This is a genomic window from Pseudoalteromonas sp. H103 (assembly GCF_001469205.1).
GTDB classification, from domain to species: Bacteria; Pseudomonadota; Gammaproteobacteria; order Enterobacterales; family Alteromonadaceae; genus Pseudoalteromonas; species Pseudoalteromonas carrageenovora.
Genome location: NZ_LOFG01000015.1, coordinates 502,420 through 519,395 on the forward strand (window position 1 = coordinate 502,420; position 16,976 = coordinate 519,395).

Sequence of the window (16,976 nt, forward strand, 5' to 3'; positions counted from 1 at the left end):
ATTATTCCTGCTCAGGCTTTTTTTTGCGGCGCATTGGTGAATCGCCATCGATATTCATAGGGGCTTTAATTGGTGCCACTGGTTTTTTAGGTTTTGCTTTGCGTTTAACGTGTGGTTTTTTAACCTGCGTTACTTTTTTAGTTTTTACAGTCGCAGCAGGTTTTTTCTCTTTAATACCTTTAAATTTAGCTTTTAAACCTTCAACACTTGCAAATACAAGCTCATCGTTCAAAAACGATTTTATTGCTAAATAGCTTGCCCAGTCTTTAGGGCCAACAAGCGATAAAGCATTACCTTTAAAACCAGCACGGCCTGTACGGCCTATACGGTGTACATATTCTTCTGCATGTTTTGGTAAATCAAAGTTAATTACGTGCGTTACACTTAATAAATCTAAGCCACGTGAAGCGACATCGGTGGTAATTAGTATTTTAAAGTTTTCACGGCTAAACGAGTCCATGATTTCAAGGCGTTTGCTTTGTGTTAAATCGCCAGCGAGCGCGACCGATTTAAACCCTTTTTCATTTAAAGCTTCACTTAAACGGCTGGTATCGGCACGTGTTGCTGTAAAAATAATACATTGACCAACATCGTCTTGCTTTAAAAAGTGTTCAAGTAACGCTTCTTTGTGATCAAGGTGATCAGCTAAATAAAGAGTTTGTTTAATATCACTGTGCTGCTCGTTTGCTGCGCTAAGCGTAATTTGTTTTGGTTTTTTTAATAAGTTGCGTGAAAGTGCATCTACTTGTGCATGATCAAGTGTTGCCGAAAACAATAATGTTTGGCGCAAACGGTGATTTGCTTGCTCATTAATCATTTTAAGTTGTTCAGTAAAACCTAAATCTAGGATACGGTCAGCTTCATCAAAAATTAACAGCTCTAAACCACTTAATTGTAATGAGCGCTTTGTGATGTGATCGGCCAAACGCCCAGGTGTTGCAACAACAAAGTGTGGGTCGTTACGCAGTGCTTTAATTTGATCGTTAAAGTTTTCACCGCCTAATATTTTTACAGCTTTGATATTTGCGCCTGCAATTAATAAGCGCAATTGAGTAAATACTTGCGTTGCAAGTTCACGGGTTGGCGCAACGATAAGTACACGAGGATCGCGTTTACTGAGCGCTTTTTGTTTCATTACTCGCTGAACAGCAGGTAACAAAAACGCTAATGTTTTGCCCGACCCAGTTTTAGACTGAGCGAAAATGTCATGCCCTGCAAGTGCTGTAGGCACTGCATGTGCTTGAATATCTGTGGGCTGGGTGATCCCTTGATGTGCTAATTGTGTTTCAAGGCGAGTATCAATCCCAAGATCAGTAAAGTGCAAAGTCGTGTTCTCCAATGTGCAACTTAAATTAATGGCCGCATTATAGCTTACACAGGGGTTATGCCGACAGTAAAAACCAATCTATAGCGCTATTTTTTGCAATTAATTATAAAAAGCGTAAAATACGCGCCCCATATGCGCCGGATTTACGATTCGGTAAACGCCACTTAAGGCTATCAAAGCAAAATAGGAAACAAAAATGACTGCTGTTCATAAAGATAATGTAACAAACGAGCACTTTGTAGTATGTGCAATGTACAAGTTTGTAGGCTTACCCAATTTTGAAGCGCTACGTAAACCACTTTTAGAAGTAATGGAAGCAAACGAAGTACGTGGTACTTTATTACTTGCAGCTGAAGGTATAAACGGTACTGTATCGGCAAAGCGCGAAGGTATAGATAACTTACTCGCGTGGTTAGACACCCAAGATAACCTTAAAAATATAGTTACTAAAGAGTCATACGATGACGAATGTCCGTTTTACCGTACAAAAGTAAAGCTTAAAAACGAAATTGTTACCATGGGTGTTGAAGGTGTTGACCCACTTAAAGTGGTAGGTAGCTATGTTAAGCCTAATGAGTGGAACGCACTTATATCTGACCCTGAAGTTATTCTTATTGATACACGTAACGATTACGAAATAGAAATCGGAACTTTTCAAAATGCAGTCGACCCTAACACTAAAACTTTCCGCGAGTTCCCGCAGTGGGCTAAAGAAAACTTAGACCCTGAAAAACACAAAAAAGTGGCTATGTTTTGTACCGGCGGTATTCGCTGTGAAAAATCAACTGCCTACATGAAAGAGCAAGGTTTTGACGAGGTTTATCACTTAGAAGGTGGTATTTTAAAATACCTAGAAGAAGTACCAAAAGAAGAAACCATGTGGGAAGGCGAGTGTTTTGTATTTGATAACCGTGTAGCGGTAAATCATGATTTACAAAAAGGCTCATACGATCAGTGTCATGCGTGTCGTATGCCAATCACTGAAGAAGAAAAGCAAAAACCAGAGTACATGGAAGGTGTATCGTGTCACCATTGTATTGATGATGTGACTGATGAGCAACGCGCTCGTTTTGCTGAACGTCAAAAGCAAATTGAGCTTGCTCAAGCGCGTGGCGAAGGGCACATTGGTAATGAAGCCCAAGCTGTTTTACAGCAACGCAAAGAAGCTAAAAAGGCGCAAAAGGATGCTCAGCGCGGTAAATAATATTTATATATTACGTTTTATTAGCCCAGCTTTTGCTGGGCTTTTTTGTTTTAGCTACCACATAAGTACGCTGGTTTAGATTATGCTTAAATTGGTATTACAAACGCTATTTTATCTCATTGTTCTGCCAATTTATCGTTCTAACCTAGTTATTGATCAAACAGCTGTTAAACTTCGTACGGTAATGTAAATAATAATTAATTAGGGTGTTACTTTGAAATCGCGAATTTTATTAACCAGCATGTTTAGTGCTTTAGTATTTGTTACTTTACCAGCAATAAGTGCAAATGTAGTGGTACAAAAACTAACATTCGAGCGTGCTAAGCAACAAGTTCAAGCTGTTGGTAATACTGAGGCTATTCATTCAGTTATGTTATACCCAGCGGTGGGTGATAGGGTAACCGCTGTACATTTTAAACCAGGCGATAAAGTGAAAAAAGGCCAGACCTTACTCGAACTTGATTCACGTAGACAAAAAGCCGCACTTGATGAAGCTAAAATTAAACTTGCTGATACGCAACGAATACTAGAGCGATTACAGCAAAGCCAAGCCAAGGGGGCTGTGCCAAAAAGTGATGTAGATGATGCTAAAACGGTTGTTGAACTTGCAAAAGTTACTTTAACTCAAGCACAAACAGAGCTTGAGGATAGAAAAGTTATTGCCCCTTTAAACGGTATTATGGGCCTCACTGATGTAGAAGTTGGCGATAGAATCTCTGAGCTAACTGAAATAGCGAGTATTGATGATACCAGTGATTTGTACATTAATTTTAATGCGCCAGAGTCAGCTATATCTATGCTTCGTAATAAGAGCAATATAACAGTATTTCCGTGGCAGTCAGAAAAGCCAATTAAGGCTGAAATTGCTTACTTAGATTCAAGAATCGATCCCCAAACACGTACCCTGCGTGTAAAAGCAAAGCTAAACAACGCCAACCAGCAGTTTTTACCGGGTATGAGTTTTAGAGTTCATATTGAAGTGTTAGGTGATAATTATGCCGCAATACCAGAAGCTGCATTACTGTGGGGAGCAACGGGGCCGTATGTGTGGACCAGTGTTGATAACAAAGCCACACGCGTTGAAGTAAAAATAGAGCAGCGTCTTTCAGGGCGTTTATTAGTATCTGGGCCTTTAAATAAAGATGATATTTTAGTTATTGAAGGCGTACAGCGCTTGCGTACTCAGCAAGCGCTAAGCTTCAATGCAGCAGATACGCAGGAGTAGGTATGAAACAGCAACCTATGATGCAAGACTTACCATCAATGGCGATTCGCCGCCCAGTCCTCATTGTGGTACTTAACTTACTTATTATTATTGCCGGCATTGCAGCTATTGCAGGGGTTGAGGTTAGAGAGCTTCCTGATGTAGATAGGCCGCGTATTACTGTTTCCGCTCCATTTCCAGGTGGCTCCCCAGAAACAGTAGACACTGAAGTAACCAGTAAATTAGAAGGTGCGGTAGCTCGCGTAAGTGGTGTTAAATCCATACGAGCGCAAAGTGAAGAAGGAAACTCGCGTATTGTCGTTGAGTTTAGACCAGGTATTAATTTAGACGATGCCGCCAATGAAACGCGAGAATCGGTAGCGCGCGTTCAACGCGATCTCCCTGAAGAAGTTGAGCGAGTATCAATTATTAAAGCCGATAATGATGCAGAAGCCGTTGTCTCATTAACGGTCTCCAGTGGTAGTTTACCGCTTGAAGCACTAACTGAGAGAGTTGATGTTGACTTAGCCCCACAATTTTTAACTATTCCTGGGGTTGCTGATGTACGTTTAAACGGTGATAGAGAGCGAGTATTAAGAGTACGAATCGACCCGCTTAAACTGAGCAGCTTTAATTTAACTATCCCAGATGTAGCACAAGTACTTAGCCAAGCGCCATTTGATGTACCAGCAGGGAGCTTAAAGGCAAACGATCAGCAAATTATCGTGCGAGCTGATGCTACGTCGATAACCCCTGAACAAGTGGGCGACATAATAATTCAAGGCGATACCCGTATTAGCGATATTGCAGCTGTTTACTTTGGGCCTGCCGATCCGCGCTCTATGGTAAGACTTAATGGTAAACCTGTTATAGGCATGGAAATAATTCGCCAAGCACAATCAAATACAATAGAAATATCTGATGAGGTATTAAAGCTCATCAACAGTATGCAAACACGTTTTCCTGAAATGGAGTTCACCCTTACTTCTGATGATGCACAGTTTATAAGAAGCTCAGTTGATGAGGTAATTTACTCTTTATTGCTTACTGTACTATTAGTAGTGATAACACTGTGGGTTTTTATCGGCTCTTGGCGGGCCACACTCGTACCGGCATTTGCAATTCCCGTTGCCTTAATTGGCTCGCTCGCACTCATATGGGCACTTGGATTTTCGATTAATATTTTAACGTTACTCGCCCTTGTACTTGCTACTGGTTTAATTGTTGATGACGCCATTGTAGTAAGCGAAAACATTCAGCGACAACGAGGCTTAGGGCTAGGTAGGCGTGCAGCTGCAGTAATAGGCACACGAGAAGTGTTTTTTGCAGTAGTGGCAACTACAGCCGTGTTGGCTGCTGTATTTATACCTATCGCCTTTTTACCTTCAACTGCAGGGCGATTATTTAGAGAGTTTGGTGGTGTACTTGCAGGTGCGGTTATTATATCAAGTTTTGTAGCGCTATCTTTAGTCCCTGCACTTACCTCTAAATTAAAGCTAAAGCAGGGTGGTTTTCATCCATTTGCAAAGCTAGGCCACTGGCTTGGTGGTATTTATACAAAATCAATTCATAGGGTGCTTGATCATGCATGGCTTACGTTTATTGCTTGTTTACTAGTTGCAGGTGGCTCTGGCGCTTTATATACGAGTTTAGACAGTGAATTATTGCCAAGTGAAGATCGCGGCAAAATACGTATATTTGCACGCGGACCTGATGGTGTAGGGCTTAATTTTATGGATAGACAAGCCATAAAAATGGAAGATATTTTATTACCCTTTATTGATAGTGGCGAAATAGAATCAATTTACACCGTAGTTGGCCAGTGGGATCCAAATATCGTATTTATTACTGTGCCACTGAAACACTGGGATGAAAGGCACTTTAGCCAACAAGAAATAATCAACAAAATTCGTGAGCCCTTGGGTAATATTCCCGGTGCTCCTGCATTTCCAGGCGGTGCCAATAGTTTAAATTTACGTGGCCAAGGAGGTGGTGTGGAGATTGCTTTACTAGGGCAAGATTACCTGCAAATATTCAAAGCCGCTCAGCAGTTCTCTGCAGCACTTGAAAAAGCAGTACCCGAAGTTGCACCTGTGCGTATTTCTTATCAGCCTTCACAACCACAGCTTAGAGTAAATATAGACAGACGACGCGCACAAGAGCTTGGCGTTGCGCTCAGCGACATTGCTATTACACTAAGAGCGGCCATTAATGGCGATGATATTGAAGATTTAAACATAGGTGATCAATCTGTTCCCATAATGTTGCAAGCACAGAATCAAACAATAAACGATCCGAGCGATTTGGCTAATTTATACATAAGGGCAGGTAATAACAGCTTAGTGCCTTTGAGTAGTGTGGCTTATATTTCTGAAGAAGGCGTAGCAGCTGAACTAGAGCGACATGCGCAGCGCCGCTCTATAGAGCTAAGTATGGAATTGCCAGAAGGATTAACTATTGCATCGTTGGTTGAACAAATTAAGTTAGTGTCTGAGCAATCGCTAGCGCCAGGTATTGCACTTGCGTTTAAAGGTGAAGCACTGACTTATGAGGAAACATCTAGCGAAGTACTTGTAACTTATGTACTGGCTTTTTTAATTGTATTTTTAGTGTTGGCTGCTCAGTTTGAAAATGTAAACAGCGCGATTGTAGTTATGATAACCGTACCATTTGGGATTACTTCTGCAATTTTAGCGCTTTATTTAACGGGAACATCGTTAAACATATATTCTCAAATCGGCTTAGTTATGCTGATAGGTTTAATTGCTAAAAACGCCATTTTACTGGTTGAATTTGCCGATCAATTACGCGACCAAGGGTTATCAGTAAGAAATGCAGTAGAACAAGCCGCATTAGTACGTTTAAGACCAATTACCATGACTCTTATATCAACCTTGTTAGGTGCGTTACCATTAATTATGTCTACAGGGGCAGGTGCTGAAGCACGTAATGCCATCGGTTGGGTGGTATTTGGCGGCCTCGCACTGGCTGTTTTGTTTACGCTTTACCTTACGCCTGTTATTTATTTAGGCTTAGCACGGTTTACAACCCCTCGAGGCGATGAATCTAAAGAACTTGAACAAGAACTTGAAAAGCTAACTTAAAGTGCAATTATAGTTATAGCCACTACACTTTTAATTTTAAAGAGTTGTGGCTATTAGTTAAATCTTGCTTGGCTATATTTGTTTGTTAAGATAGCCACTTAAGCATATACATGCCTTATTGTGTGCTCACAAGGAATCCCCAATGCAAGCTGAACAAGTTGAAATAGCGCAGTTTTTAGCGCAGCACCCACCATTTGATGATTTACCAACTAAGGCTCTAAACGAGCTTGCTCAACAAGTTGAAGTAGCTTATTACCGATCACAAACCGACATTTTAACGCTTGGCCAAGACATAGCAGATTTATTTGTTATTAGAAGTGGCTCTGTCGAAATATATCGTCGTAATAACGAACTCTATAATCGTTTAGAAGTTGGCGGAATATTTGGTCAAATGGGCCTACTAATGAATCGCAAAGTCCGCTTTCCTGCTAAAGCACTAGAAGATACGCTTGTTTATTGTATTAACGTTGACATATTTAATCGCTATTGTGATGAATTTGATTCGTTTGCAGATTACTTTGAAGAAGATGGCAATGTACGCCTTCGCCAAGCAATTGTTGAGCAGGCAGACGGGAATGACTTAACCACTGCAAAAGTAAAATCCTTAATTCATCGTGATGTGGTGACTGTTGATACGCAAACCACGGTACAAGATGTAGCTAAAATCATGACAGAAGAAGCAGTCTCGTCAGTTTTAGTTACCGATGTTAATAAGCCAATTAGTGATGACCCTGAAGAAGATGACGGCCAAATCGCAGGTATTATTACCGACAGAGACCTCAGAACTAAAGTGGTTGCAGAGGGCTTAGCGCTTAACGTAAAAGCTGAGCAAATTATGTCAACTAATTTGGTATTGTTAGATGCAAACGCGTACGTGTTTGAAGCGGTACTAGCTATGCTTCGCGACAACTTACACCATTTACCTGTAGTTCAAAAACGCCGCCCAATTGGGGTTATTTCTCTTTCTGATATTTTACGCTATGAGTCACAAAGTAGCTTATTGTTAGTACGTGGAATATTAGCGCAACAAACAATCGAAGATTTAGCACACTATGCGCGCCAATTACCCAATGTTTTTGTACGTATGGTAAACGAAGATGCAAATTCGCATATGGTCGGCACTGCAATGGCCGTAATAGGGCGTACATTTAAGCAACGTTTATTGGTCTTAGCTGAAGAAAAGTTTGGCCCGCCACCTGTACCGTATTGTTTTATAGCCCTTGGCTCAATGGCACGCGATGAGCAGCTAATTGTAACCGATCAAGATAACGCGCTTATTTTAGATGACAGTTACGATGACGATAAGCACAACGATTACTTTCAAAATATTTCTGATTTTGTATGCGATGGCTTAGCGCAATGTGGCTATACCTATTGTGATGGCGAAATTATGGCGTCATTTAAAAAGTGGCGTAAAACACGCTCGCAGTGGTTTGATCAATTTACACAATGGATTGAGCAGCCTAAGCCGCAAGCGTTATTAAATAGCTCAATATTTTTTGATTTAGATGGTGTATGGGGCAAAACCAAGTGGGCGGAAGAGCTTAAAAAATTTATTGCTAAGCAAAGTAAAACTAATAGAGTGTTTTTAGCAAACATGGCTTCAAACGCACGTAATAGAACACCGCCTCTGGGCTTTTTTAAAGGGTTTGTGCTTGAGCATAATGGCCAGCACAAGCGCTCAATGAACCTAAAGCGTAGAGGAACAGCACCTCTGTCAGATGTAATAAGAGTACATGCTTTAGCCATTGGCTCTCGTAAGCAAAACTCGTTTGAGCGCTTAGAGGATATTATAGAGGCCAAGTTACTTCCAGAAGGTAAGGCACAAGATTTACGAGATTCACTGGAATACATCGCCATGATGCGGATACGTCACCAGGCTTGGCAAATAGAGCAAGGTGAAGAGCCAGATAATGACCTAGACCCGCATTTATTGTCACCGTTTGAGCAGCGTAATTTAAAAGAGGCGTTTGCAATACTTGAAAAAGCACAAAGCTATTTAAAATTTAGTTACTCTGCAAATGTAGGTGTAAAACACTGATGAGTAACCGCTCGTATAACAAAGCTAATTGGGAAAAAAAATATCAGCAAAATGCCTCTAAAACTAGAAATATTTTTTTAAGGCATTTTTATACTCACGCATTCAGTGATATTAAAACCCCTCTAAAAGATGTTCCTTTTGTGGCTTTAGATTTTGAGACGACTGGTCTAAATGGCGAAGTGGACGATATTGTGAGTGTTGGTTTAGTACCGTTTAGTTTAGAGCGGGTGTTTTGCAAGCAAAGCAAACACTGGGTTGTACAACCCCGAAAGAGCTTAAGTGAAGAATCCATAGTTATTCATGGTATTACCCACTCAGAAGTAGATGAAGCTCCTGACTTAGCCTCTATTTTAGGGCCTTTATTAAATGCGTTAAGTGGTAAAATTGTTGTTGTGCATTATGCAGCCATTGAACGTCACTTTTTAAATAATGCTTTATTAGCTCGTATAAGCGAAGGAATTGAGTTTGCATTAGTAGATACAATGGAAATAGAACGAAAAGCGCTACATGCACGACAAGGGTTACTAGGGCGGTTATTTAAAAGTAAGTTAGGCTCAGTAAGGTTAAATGATTGTCGAAAACGCTATTCACTGCCTGCTTATCATAATCACAATGCGTTAATTGACGCATTAGCAACGGCAGAGCTGTTAATGGCGCAAATTCAATATCATTACAGAAGCGATACAACACTGAGTGAGATTTTAAGCTAACAGCAGCTTTGAGTGATGGTATTAGTAGGTCTTGCTGCCTTGAAGGGAAGAGTCTACATAATGTGATTACATTGTTCACAAGAGCCATTAAGGCTTAACTGTAAACATAAAAAACGCCGCAATAATGCGGCGTTTTAGTGTTTAAAATATATTACTTATTTACTTAGCTGAGCGTGGCTCAGTACGTAAACCTAATAATAAGCTTACACACATAAGTAATAATACAATGGTGAATGGTAAGCCAGTTGATACCGCACCTGCTTGAAGCGCTTGAATAGCCTCTGTACCACCAATCCAAAGTAGAGCTGCTGCAATAGCGCCTTCTACCGATGCCCAAAAGATACGCTGTGGCACGGGTGCATCAATTTTACCGCCTGCTGTAATAGAGTCTATTACAAGCGAGCCTGAGTCAGACGAAGTAATAAAAAATACTAGCACTAACACAATAGCAATAAACGATAAAATATTAGCCATAGGTAGTTCATCAAGCATTTGGAACATGGCTAACGGTACATCGGTTAAACCGTTTGTGCCTAAGCTACCAACACCTTTAACCACTTGATCAATTGCAATACCGCCGTAAATCGACATCCATAAAATAGTAACTAGCGTAGGGATTAGTAATACCGCAATTAAGAACTCTCGAATAGTTCGACCACGTGATACGCGTGCTATAAACATACCTACAAACGGTGACCACGAAATCCACCAAGCCCAATAAAATACAGTCCAGCCATGCATCCATGTTTCGTCTTCACGACCATGAGGATTACTAAGAGGAATTATATTTTCAACATAACCCATAATAGTATTAGGTACATTACCCATAGCAACAGCAAAACCCACTAAGCAAACAAACACTAATAATGCAAAAGCAATTAACATGTTAATGTTACTTAAAAGTTTTACGCCGCCATCAATACCGCGCACGACTGAAATAATAGCCAGTAGTGTTACCCCCACTATAACTAATATTTGAGAGCCAACACCGCCATCTGTTCCAAATACGTGGTTAATACCAGCAGATGCTTGCTGAGCACCTAAACCTAACGATGTAGCAAGGCCAAACAAAGTCGCAAGCACGGCTAAAATATCAATTATATGACCAGGCCAGCCCCAAGCTTTGTCGCCCAATATTGGGTAAAAAATAGAACGAATTGAAAGGGGTAACCCTTTATTGTAGGTAAAGAATGCCAAGGAGAGCGCAACAACTGCGTAAATTGCCCATGGGTGTAATCCCCAATGGAACATAGTTGCACCCATGGCAAGTTTTGCAGCTTCAGGTGTATTTGCTGTTACGTTAAGTGGTGTTTCATACCAGCCAGTAAAATAGGCTACAGGTTCTGCTACGCCCCAAAACATAAGGCCAATACCCATACCAGCAGCAAATAACATGGCAAGCCAAGAGATACGAGAATGTGATGGTTTAGCATCATCTCCACCTAAGCGAATGTTACCGTAAGGAGATACAATTAATACTAAGCAAAATAATACAAAAAAGTTTGCTGCCCACATAAATAAAGCATCAAAATTATTAATAATATCGAGCTTAACACCGTCAAGTGCGGCTTTTGCAGTTTGCGGCTCAGTAACCAAAATGGCGATTAAAAAAATGACAATCAGGCCTGCACTAATACCAAAAACAGGGTTGTGTATATCAAAGCCCCATTTTTGTACATTATCCTGACCTACGGTGTAATCCGTATTGTCGATACTATATTTGTCATGATTTTCCTTCATGCAATACCTCTATTGTTGTCCTAACAAGCCAAAATAAATCGGCGTTATATCGAATTACATTAGCCTTTAAATATTAAGTAAAAAGTAATACTGTAATTATTTGAAGACTAACTAATTTGAAGAGTGATCATACAGCTACTAGTGTATGAGTTAAATATTAAATGTAAATGAATTTGTATTTAAAACGCTGTTTATATAGCCAAAATTATGATTTAGTAATGTTTAATCAAAAATTGATAAGTTCAGTGAGCGTTAAAAAATAGTTTGGTATTAAAAGCATTATGGTACTTAATAAAATAAAAAAAGATCATATTATTTTTTATTGTTTAATACTTACTAATGAGAGTTGTTATTATTTTATAGGCTGATGTTTTACTTTAATCAAGTTGTAATATGAATATGATTTAACACTACTCAAGGTCTAGGCTATATTTTAAGTAAATAGGCAAAGGATTAATACTATTATGAGTCAGAGCGCTGCAAGCACCTCCCACAACAATGAGTTGGTTAACCGCTTTATAAATATAAGAAGCGAAAGTTTAAATATTATTGCTTCCCTCAGTGCCGAAGACTGCCAGCTACAAGCGATGGCAGATACAAGCCCCATTAAATGGCATTTGGCACATACAACATGGTTTTTTGAAACGTTTTTATTAAGTGTCTATGATGAGCAGTACGGTGTATTTAATCCACATTTTAAAATGTTATTTAACTCTTACTATAACGGCATAGGGGAGCAATTTAAGCGTGCAAACCGCGCAAGTTTATCAAGGCCAACGCTTGAAGAAGTAATAGCTTACAGAGCCTACGTGGATAAGCATGTAACTGAGTTACTAAACACCTCACTTGATGATTATATTAAAAATATTATTGAACTGGGCTTAAATCATGAGCAGCAACATCAAGAACTAATGCTCATGGACATAAAATATAATTTTTCTGTCAATCCTTTATATCCAAAGTACCTTACTGAATCACAACACCAAACAGGCATACAAGATAACGTTAAAGCTATTGAGTTTAAAGAGTTTGACCAAGCAATTATAAATATCGGTACTAATGCAGAAGCCGAATTTGCATACGATAACGAGCAGCCAAAGCACCAAGTACTCATTCATCCATTTAGCTTTGCAAACAGATTAGTTACTAATGGCGAATATTTAGAGTTTATTAATGCAGGCGGGTATAACACCGCCGATTATTGGTTGAGTGATGGCTGGGCAAACATTCAAGCAAATCAGTTAACGCAACCGCTATATTGGCAATGCATTAATGAACAGTGGTACGAATTTACACATTATGGGCTACAGCCACTAAATTTAGACGCCCCCATTTGCCATGTTAATTATTTTGAGGCCAGTGCTTATGCTAATTTTGCAAAAGCGCGTTTGCCAACTGAATTTGAATGGGAGTATGCAGCTCAAAATAGTGAGGTGTATAAAAAGGTTGATGACTACTTAATGCCAGCGCAAGCAAAAGGTGAAGCAAACATAGAGCAATTAAATGATGCATGTTGGCAGTGGACGAATAGCGCATATTTACCTTACCCCGGCTTTAAACCAATTGAAGGAGTAGCTGGCGAATACAATGGTAAATTTATGAACAATCAAATGGTGTTACGTGGCGGGTGTGTACTTACACCAAAAAACCATTTGCGACAAACCTATAGAAACTTTTATTACCCACACCAAGCGTGGATGTGCAGCGGAATTAGACTAGCAAAGGACATACAATGAGCCAACTAACAGCAATAAAACAGTGCAACATAACCGACACTGAGTTTTTAACCGATGTACTCAGCGGGCTCGCACAGCAACAAAAAACACTGCCATGTAAGTATTTTTATGATGATAAAGGCGCTGCATTATTTGAGCAAATAACGTCACTAAAAGAATATTACGTTACACGTACAGAACTGGCTATTTTAGAGGATTACTCAAAAGCAATTGCAAATATGCTTCCTGAAAATCTATCAATAATAGAACCTGGTTGTGGCTCGGGTAAAAAGGTTGCGTATTTACTTGCTCATATGAGCAATGTTAAAACGTTTGTTCCTTTTGAAATATCATCAGAAATGCTCAACTACTCCCTAGCGCATTTATCGCCGTTATTTCCTGAGTTATCTATTTCGCCACTACTCGGCGACTTTACTCATAGTCAAATGGTAAAGCAGCTAACCAAAGATACATCCCTAGATAGCCAAACAAACTTAGTTTATTTCCCAGGCTCGACACTTGGTAACTTTGCACCAGTAAAAGCGATCGAAATTATGAATAACTTTCACCGCTTATGTGGTGTTAATGGTTATGTATTAATTGGCATTGATTTAGTAAAAGAGCGCCAAGTATTACTTGATGCCTATAACGATAAAGCGGGTATTACCGCAGCATTTAATAAAAACCTACTACAAAGAATTAATAACGAGCTCAACGGTACTTTTGATTTAGATAACTTTAGTCACGAATCGCGCTTTAACGAACAGCATAGCCGCATAGAAATGCACTTGGTGAGTAAGTGCGACCAAAGTGTGGTGATAAATAACCAACGAGTAGATTTTATTAAAGGTGAAAGTATTCATACTGAAAATTCACATAAGTATACTCTTGAGTCGTTTAAACAACTTGCAGGGCACGCTAACTTAAACTTAGAGCAAACATGGCAGGATGACAGCAACTACTTTGCACTTTGCTTATTACGACCGCAATAAGCTTATTTAACTCACTTCAACATGAGCGTTGTTATATATAAACTGTAACAACGCTCCATTACTTGATTTTTGTAATAACTTAACTTTATTTAAACCTGTTAGTCTAAATATAATTGGCGCGATAACCGATACTGCAGAGCCTGTGGCCGCATCTTCATTTACACCAAATTGCGGTGCAAAATACCTAAAATGCGCCACTACTTTCTCGTTGTTAAAACTTAACATGCTCAGCGCAATAACTGCATTGTAATGAGCTTTAGCTAAGCCGTTAAAATCAACCTGTAAGTTTTCTAAATCTTCTTTTGAATCAAATAGCAAAACTGTATAACCATTTTTATTTGCACTACAGTATGTCGCTTTAATAGGGAGAGAAAATAAAGCAGTTAGCTCTTTTGTATCGTTTGTTTTATACAATCTAAGTGTTTGTAATTTGAGGTGTGTTTTTTGCCTTTTAATATTTATATTAAATAGCTCATCAGAGGATGACACAAATACTTTAGGGCAGTAATTAAAATGATTTATTAAGCATTTAGCGGCCGCTAACGACCCATGTCCGCACCGTTTAATTTCGTTTTTTTGATTAAACCAACGAATTTTACATCTGGGTTTGGATATTTCATTAAGATTTAAAAATACGGTAGCAGGGTGCTTAGACTTTGATGCTATATGCTGCATCATTTTAGAGGTAAGCCCATTTTTATAAATAACTATTAAGGCACTTGAGCCTAATAAGTTAAGTTTATGGCTATAAAAAACAGATTCGGTAAAGGTATATTCAATAAAGCGCAGCATGAGCCAAAAAGGGCTATGCTGCGTTAAACAATAGCGTTTAGCCTTTGCTTGCATATGCGTCGTTATGAACGCCCGCAGCACGACCTGATGGATCTGCATTATTTTGAAATGATGCATCCCAAGCAAGTGCTTCAGGGGTAGAGCACGCCACTGACTTACCATGTGGTACACACTTAGCTGATGCATCACCTGGGAAATGCTCTTCAAAAATTGTACGGTAGTAGTATGCTTCTTTAGAGTCTGGTGTATTAATAGGGTATTTAAACTTAGCGTTAGCAAGTTCTTGATCGCTTACTTGCTCGTTTACAAACTCTTTTAATGTATCAATCCAGCTGTAGCCAACACCATCTGAAAACTGCTCTTTTTGACGCCATAACACTTCCTCTGGTAGGTAGCCGTCAAAGCCTGCACGCAAAATGTGTTTTTCAATTTTGCCATCTTTACACATTTTTGCTTCAGGGTTAATGCGCATTGCAACATCAACAAATTCTTTATCAAGGAACGGTACACGTGCCTCAACGCCCCAAGCCGCCATTGATTTATTAGCACGTAAACAGTCAAACATATGCAGTTTAGACACTTTACGGTTTAACTCTTCATGAAACTCTTGTGCGTTTGGCGCTTTATGGAAGTATAAGTACCCACCAAATAGTTCATCTGCACCTTCGCCCGAAAGCACCATTTTAATACCCATTGCTTTAATTTGACGAGCCATTAAATACATAGGGGTTGATGCGCGGATAGTGGTTACATCGTACGTTTCAATGTGGTAAATAACTTCACGTAGTGCGTCAATACCTTCTTGAATAGTAAAAATGATAGGGTGGTGAACAGTACCGATCATATCAGCCACTTTTTGTGCAGCCGCTAAATCAGGTGAACCTTCAAGACCAACAGAGAATGAGTGAAGCTTAGGCCACCATGCATCGCTTTCATCATTATCTTCAATACGTTTAGCTGCAAATCGTTGTGTTATAGCCGAAATAACAGATGAGTCTAAACCACCAGAAAGTAGCACACCGTAAGGCACATCACACATTAGCTGGCGCTTAACTGCCGCTTCTAATGCTTCTTTAACGTCTTGAGCTTCTGCGCTGTTATCTTTAACTGCGTCGAAAGTTTCCCAGTCACGTTTGTAATAAGGCTTAAGATCTCCATCTTTACTATAAAGGTAATGACCCGGAGGGAACTCTTCAATGTGCTTACATATTGGTGAAAGCGCTTTAAGCTCAGAGGCAACATAAAAGTTACCGTGCTCATCGTGGCCAGTGTAAAGTGGAATAATACCAATGTGATCACGACCAATTAGGTAAGCATCGTTTTCTTCATCGTATAAACAAAATGCAAAAATACCATTTAGGTCATCTAAAAACTCAGGACCTTTTTGTTTGTATAACGCTAAAATAACTTCACAGTCTGACTGAGTCTGAAATTCGAAATCAACATTTAGCTCTGCTGCCAGTTCTTTGTGGTTATAAATTTCGCCATTAACCGCTAAAATATTTGTTTTTTCAGGGTTGTATAAAGGCTGTGCGCCGCTTGATACGCCAACAATGGCTAGGCGCTCATGCACTAAAATCGCTTTTTCAGATGAATAAACACCAGACCAATCAGGACCACGGTGCCTAAGCAGCTTCGACATTTCAATTGCTTGGGTACGCAACTGAGCGGCGTTAGATTTAATATCTAATACACCAAAAATTGAACACATAGTAACTCCTCATTCCTATTATGTGTGCAGCAAGGCAACTTTGCGATGCTGCGAAACCTTGTTTTATCAGAAATAATTACTCAAGTCACACTGCTTTTACAATTAATTAAGAATAATTTATGCACCAAGGCTGAGTCGGGTGCACCAAAATGATCAATACGTGGTACCTGCGGTTATTTTTACATCACCATCATTGTTTAAAGCTTGAGCTATTATGACCTTGAGCGCGTTTATAAACGTTTCTTTACTCATGCCTGGAGCCCCATTATGGTGCACTGCCTGAATTACATAATACTAATCTTTTAAGTCTTAATTTCAGCAACGATAATATTAAATTTAGTCGCCATAGTGATTACTAATGTCCTGCTTTATCCACTAACTAAAGTGCCATACCTATGCAATGTAAAGAACCAATGCCAATTCGCGAAATTATTTA

General features: G+C 39.4%; 11 protein-coding genes. 7 read left to right on the forward strand and 4 right to left on the reverse strand.

The annotated features are described in order from the left end of the window. Position 1: 1 nt before the first annotated feature. The gene (locus ATS74_RS12030) at positions 2-1,324 is read right to left on the reverse strand and encodes a DEAD/DEAH box helicase (RefSeq protein WP_058549125.1); all 1,323 of its coding nucleotides are present in this window, start codon (positions 1,322-1,324) and stop codon (positions 2-4) included. Between the two features lie 199 nt (positions 1,325-1,523). Here ATS74_RS12030 and trhO point away from each other — a divergent pair, with 199 nt between their 5' ends. From trhO to ATS74_RS12055, 5 genes are all read left to right on the forward strand, one after another. Continuing rightward, positions 1,524-2,531 (forward strand): oxygen-dependent tRNA uridine(34) hydroxylase TrhO, encoded by a 1,008-nt coding sequence (trhO, locus tag ATS74_RS12035; RefSeq protein WP_058549126.1) that lies wholly within the window; start codon positions 1,524-1,526, stop codon positions 2,529-2,531. Between the two features lie 214 nt (positions 2,532-2,745). Further along, entirely contained in the window at positions 2,746-3,756 is a 1,011-nt protein-coding gene (locus tag ATS74_RS12040; protein ID WP_201023028.1) for an efflux RND transporter periplasmic adaptor subunit, read from the forward strand. 2 nt (positions 3,757-3,758) lie between these two features. Further along, on the forward strand, positions 3,759-6,839 hold the full coding sequence (locus ATS74_RS12045; protein WP_058549128.1) for an efflux RND transporter permease subunit: 3,081 nt from the start codon (positions 3,759-3,761) through the stop codon (positions 6,837-6,839). 142 nt (positions 6,840-6,981) lie between these two features. Continuing rightward, complete coding sequence (locus ATS74_RS12050; RefSeq protein ID WP_058549129.1) at positions 6,982-8,880, forward strand: DUF294 nucleotidyltransferase-like domain-containing protein; 1,899 nt, start codon at positions 6,982-6,984, stop codon at positions 8,878-8,880. Further along, positions 8,880-9,590, forward strand: coding sequence for a 3'-5' exonuclease (locus ATS74_RS12055; RefSeq protein ID WP_058549130.1), 711 nt, complete (start codon positions 8,880-8,882; stop codon positions 9,588-9,590). The genes ATS74_RS12050 and ATS74_RS12055 overlap by 1 nt, the downstream gene beginning before the upstream one ends. 159 nt (positions 9,591-9,749) lie before the next feature. Here ATS74_RS12055 and ATS74_RS12060 read toward each other — a convergent pair whose 3' ends face one another. Beyond that, on the reverse strand, positions 9,750-11,330 hold the full coding sequence (locus ATS74_RS12060) for a BCCT family transporter (RefSeq protein WP_058549131.1): 1,581 nt from the start codon (positions 11,328-11,330) through the stop codon (positions 9,750-9,752). 464 nt (positions 11,331-11,794) lie between these two features. Between ATS74_RS12060 and egtB the strand changes: the two genes are divergently transcribed. Beyond that, the gene (gene egtB, locus ATS74_RS12065; protein ID WP_058549132.1) at positions 11,795-13,066 is read left to right on the forward strand and encodes an ergothioneine biosynthesis protein EgtB; all 1,272 of its coding nucleotides are present in this window, start codon (positions 11,795-11,797) and stop codon (positions 13,064-13,066) included. After that, positions 13,063-14,037 (forward strand): L-histidine N(alpha)-methyltransferase, encoded by a 975-nt coding sequence (gene egtD / locus ATS74_RS12070; protein ID WP_058549133.1) that lies wholly within the window; start codon positions 13,063-13,065, stop codon positions 14,035-14,037. The genes egtB and egtD overlap by 4 nt, the downstream gene beginning before the upstream one ends. Positions 14,038-14,043: 6 nt before the next feature. On the opposite strand, the gene ATS74_RS12075 is transcribed toward egtD, so the two are convergent. Beyond that, entirely contained in the window at positions 14,044-14,883 is an 840-nt protein-coding gene (locus tag ATS74_RS12075; protein WP_058549134.1) for a PhzF family phenazine biosynthesis protein, read from the reverse strand. Further along, on the reverse strand, positions 14,867-16,540 hold the full coding sequence (gene asnB, locus ATS74_RS12080) for an asparagine synthase B (protein WP_058549135.1): 1,674 nt from the start codon (positions 16,538-16,540) through the stop codon (positions 14,867-14,869). Before asnB ends, ATS74_RS12075 begins: the two co-directional genes overlap by 17 nt. Positions 16,541-16,976: the final 436 nt, after the last annotated feature.

Excerpts from the sequence above, each read along its gene's own strand:
- ATS74_RS12050 (WP_058549129.1), top strand. The coding sequence starts at position 6,982 with ATGCAAGCTGAACAAGTTGAAATAGCGCAGTTTTTAGCGCAGCACCCA.
- ATS74_RS12075 (WP_058549134.1), bottom strand. The coding sequence starts at position 14,883 with ATGCAAGCAAAGGCTAAACGCTATTGTTTAACGCAGCATAGCCCTTTT.
- ATS74_RS12060 (WP_058549131.1), bottom strand. The coding sequence starts at position 11,330 with ATGAAGGAAAATCATGACAAATATAGTATCGACAATACGGATTACACC.
- egtD (WP_058549133.1), top strand. The coding sequence starts at position 13,063 with ATGAGCCAACTAACAGCAATAAAACAGTGCAACATAACCGACACTGAG.
- asnB (WP_058549135.1), bottom strand. The coding sequence starts at position 16,540 with ATGTGTTCAATTTTTGGTGTATTAGATATTAAATCTAACGCCGCTCAG.
- trhO (WP_058549126.1), top strand. The coding sequence starts at position 1,524 with ATGACTGCTGTTCATAAAGATAATGTAACAAACGAGCACTTTGTAGTA.
- egtB (WP_058549132.1), top strand. The coding sequence starts at position 11,795 with ATGAGTCAGAGCGCTGCAAGCACCTCCCACAACAATGAGTTGGTTAAC.
- ATS74_RS12045 (WP_058549128.1), top strand. The coding sequence starts at position 3,759 with ATGAAACAGCAACCTATGATGCAAGACTTACCATCAATGGCGATTCGC.
- ATS74_RS12055 (WP_058549130.1), top strand. The coding sequence starts at position 8,880 with ATGAGTAACCGCTCGTATAACAAAGCTAATTGGGAAAAAAAATATCAG.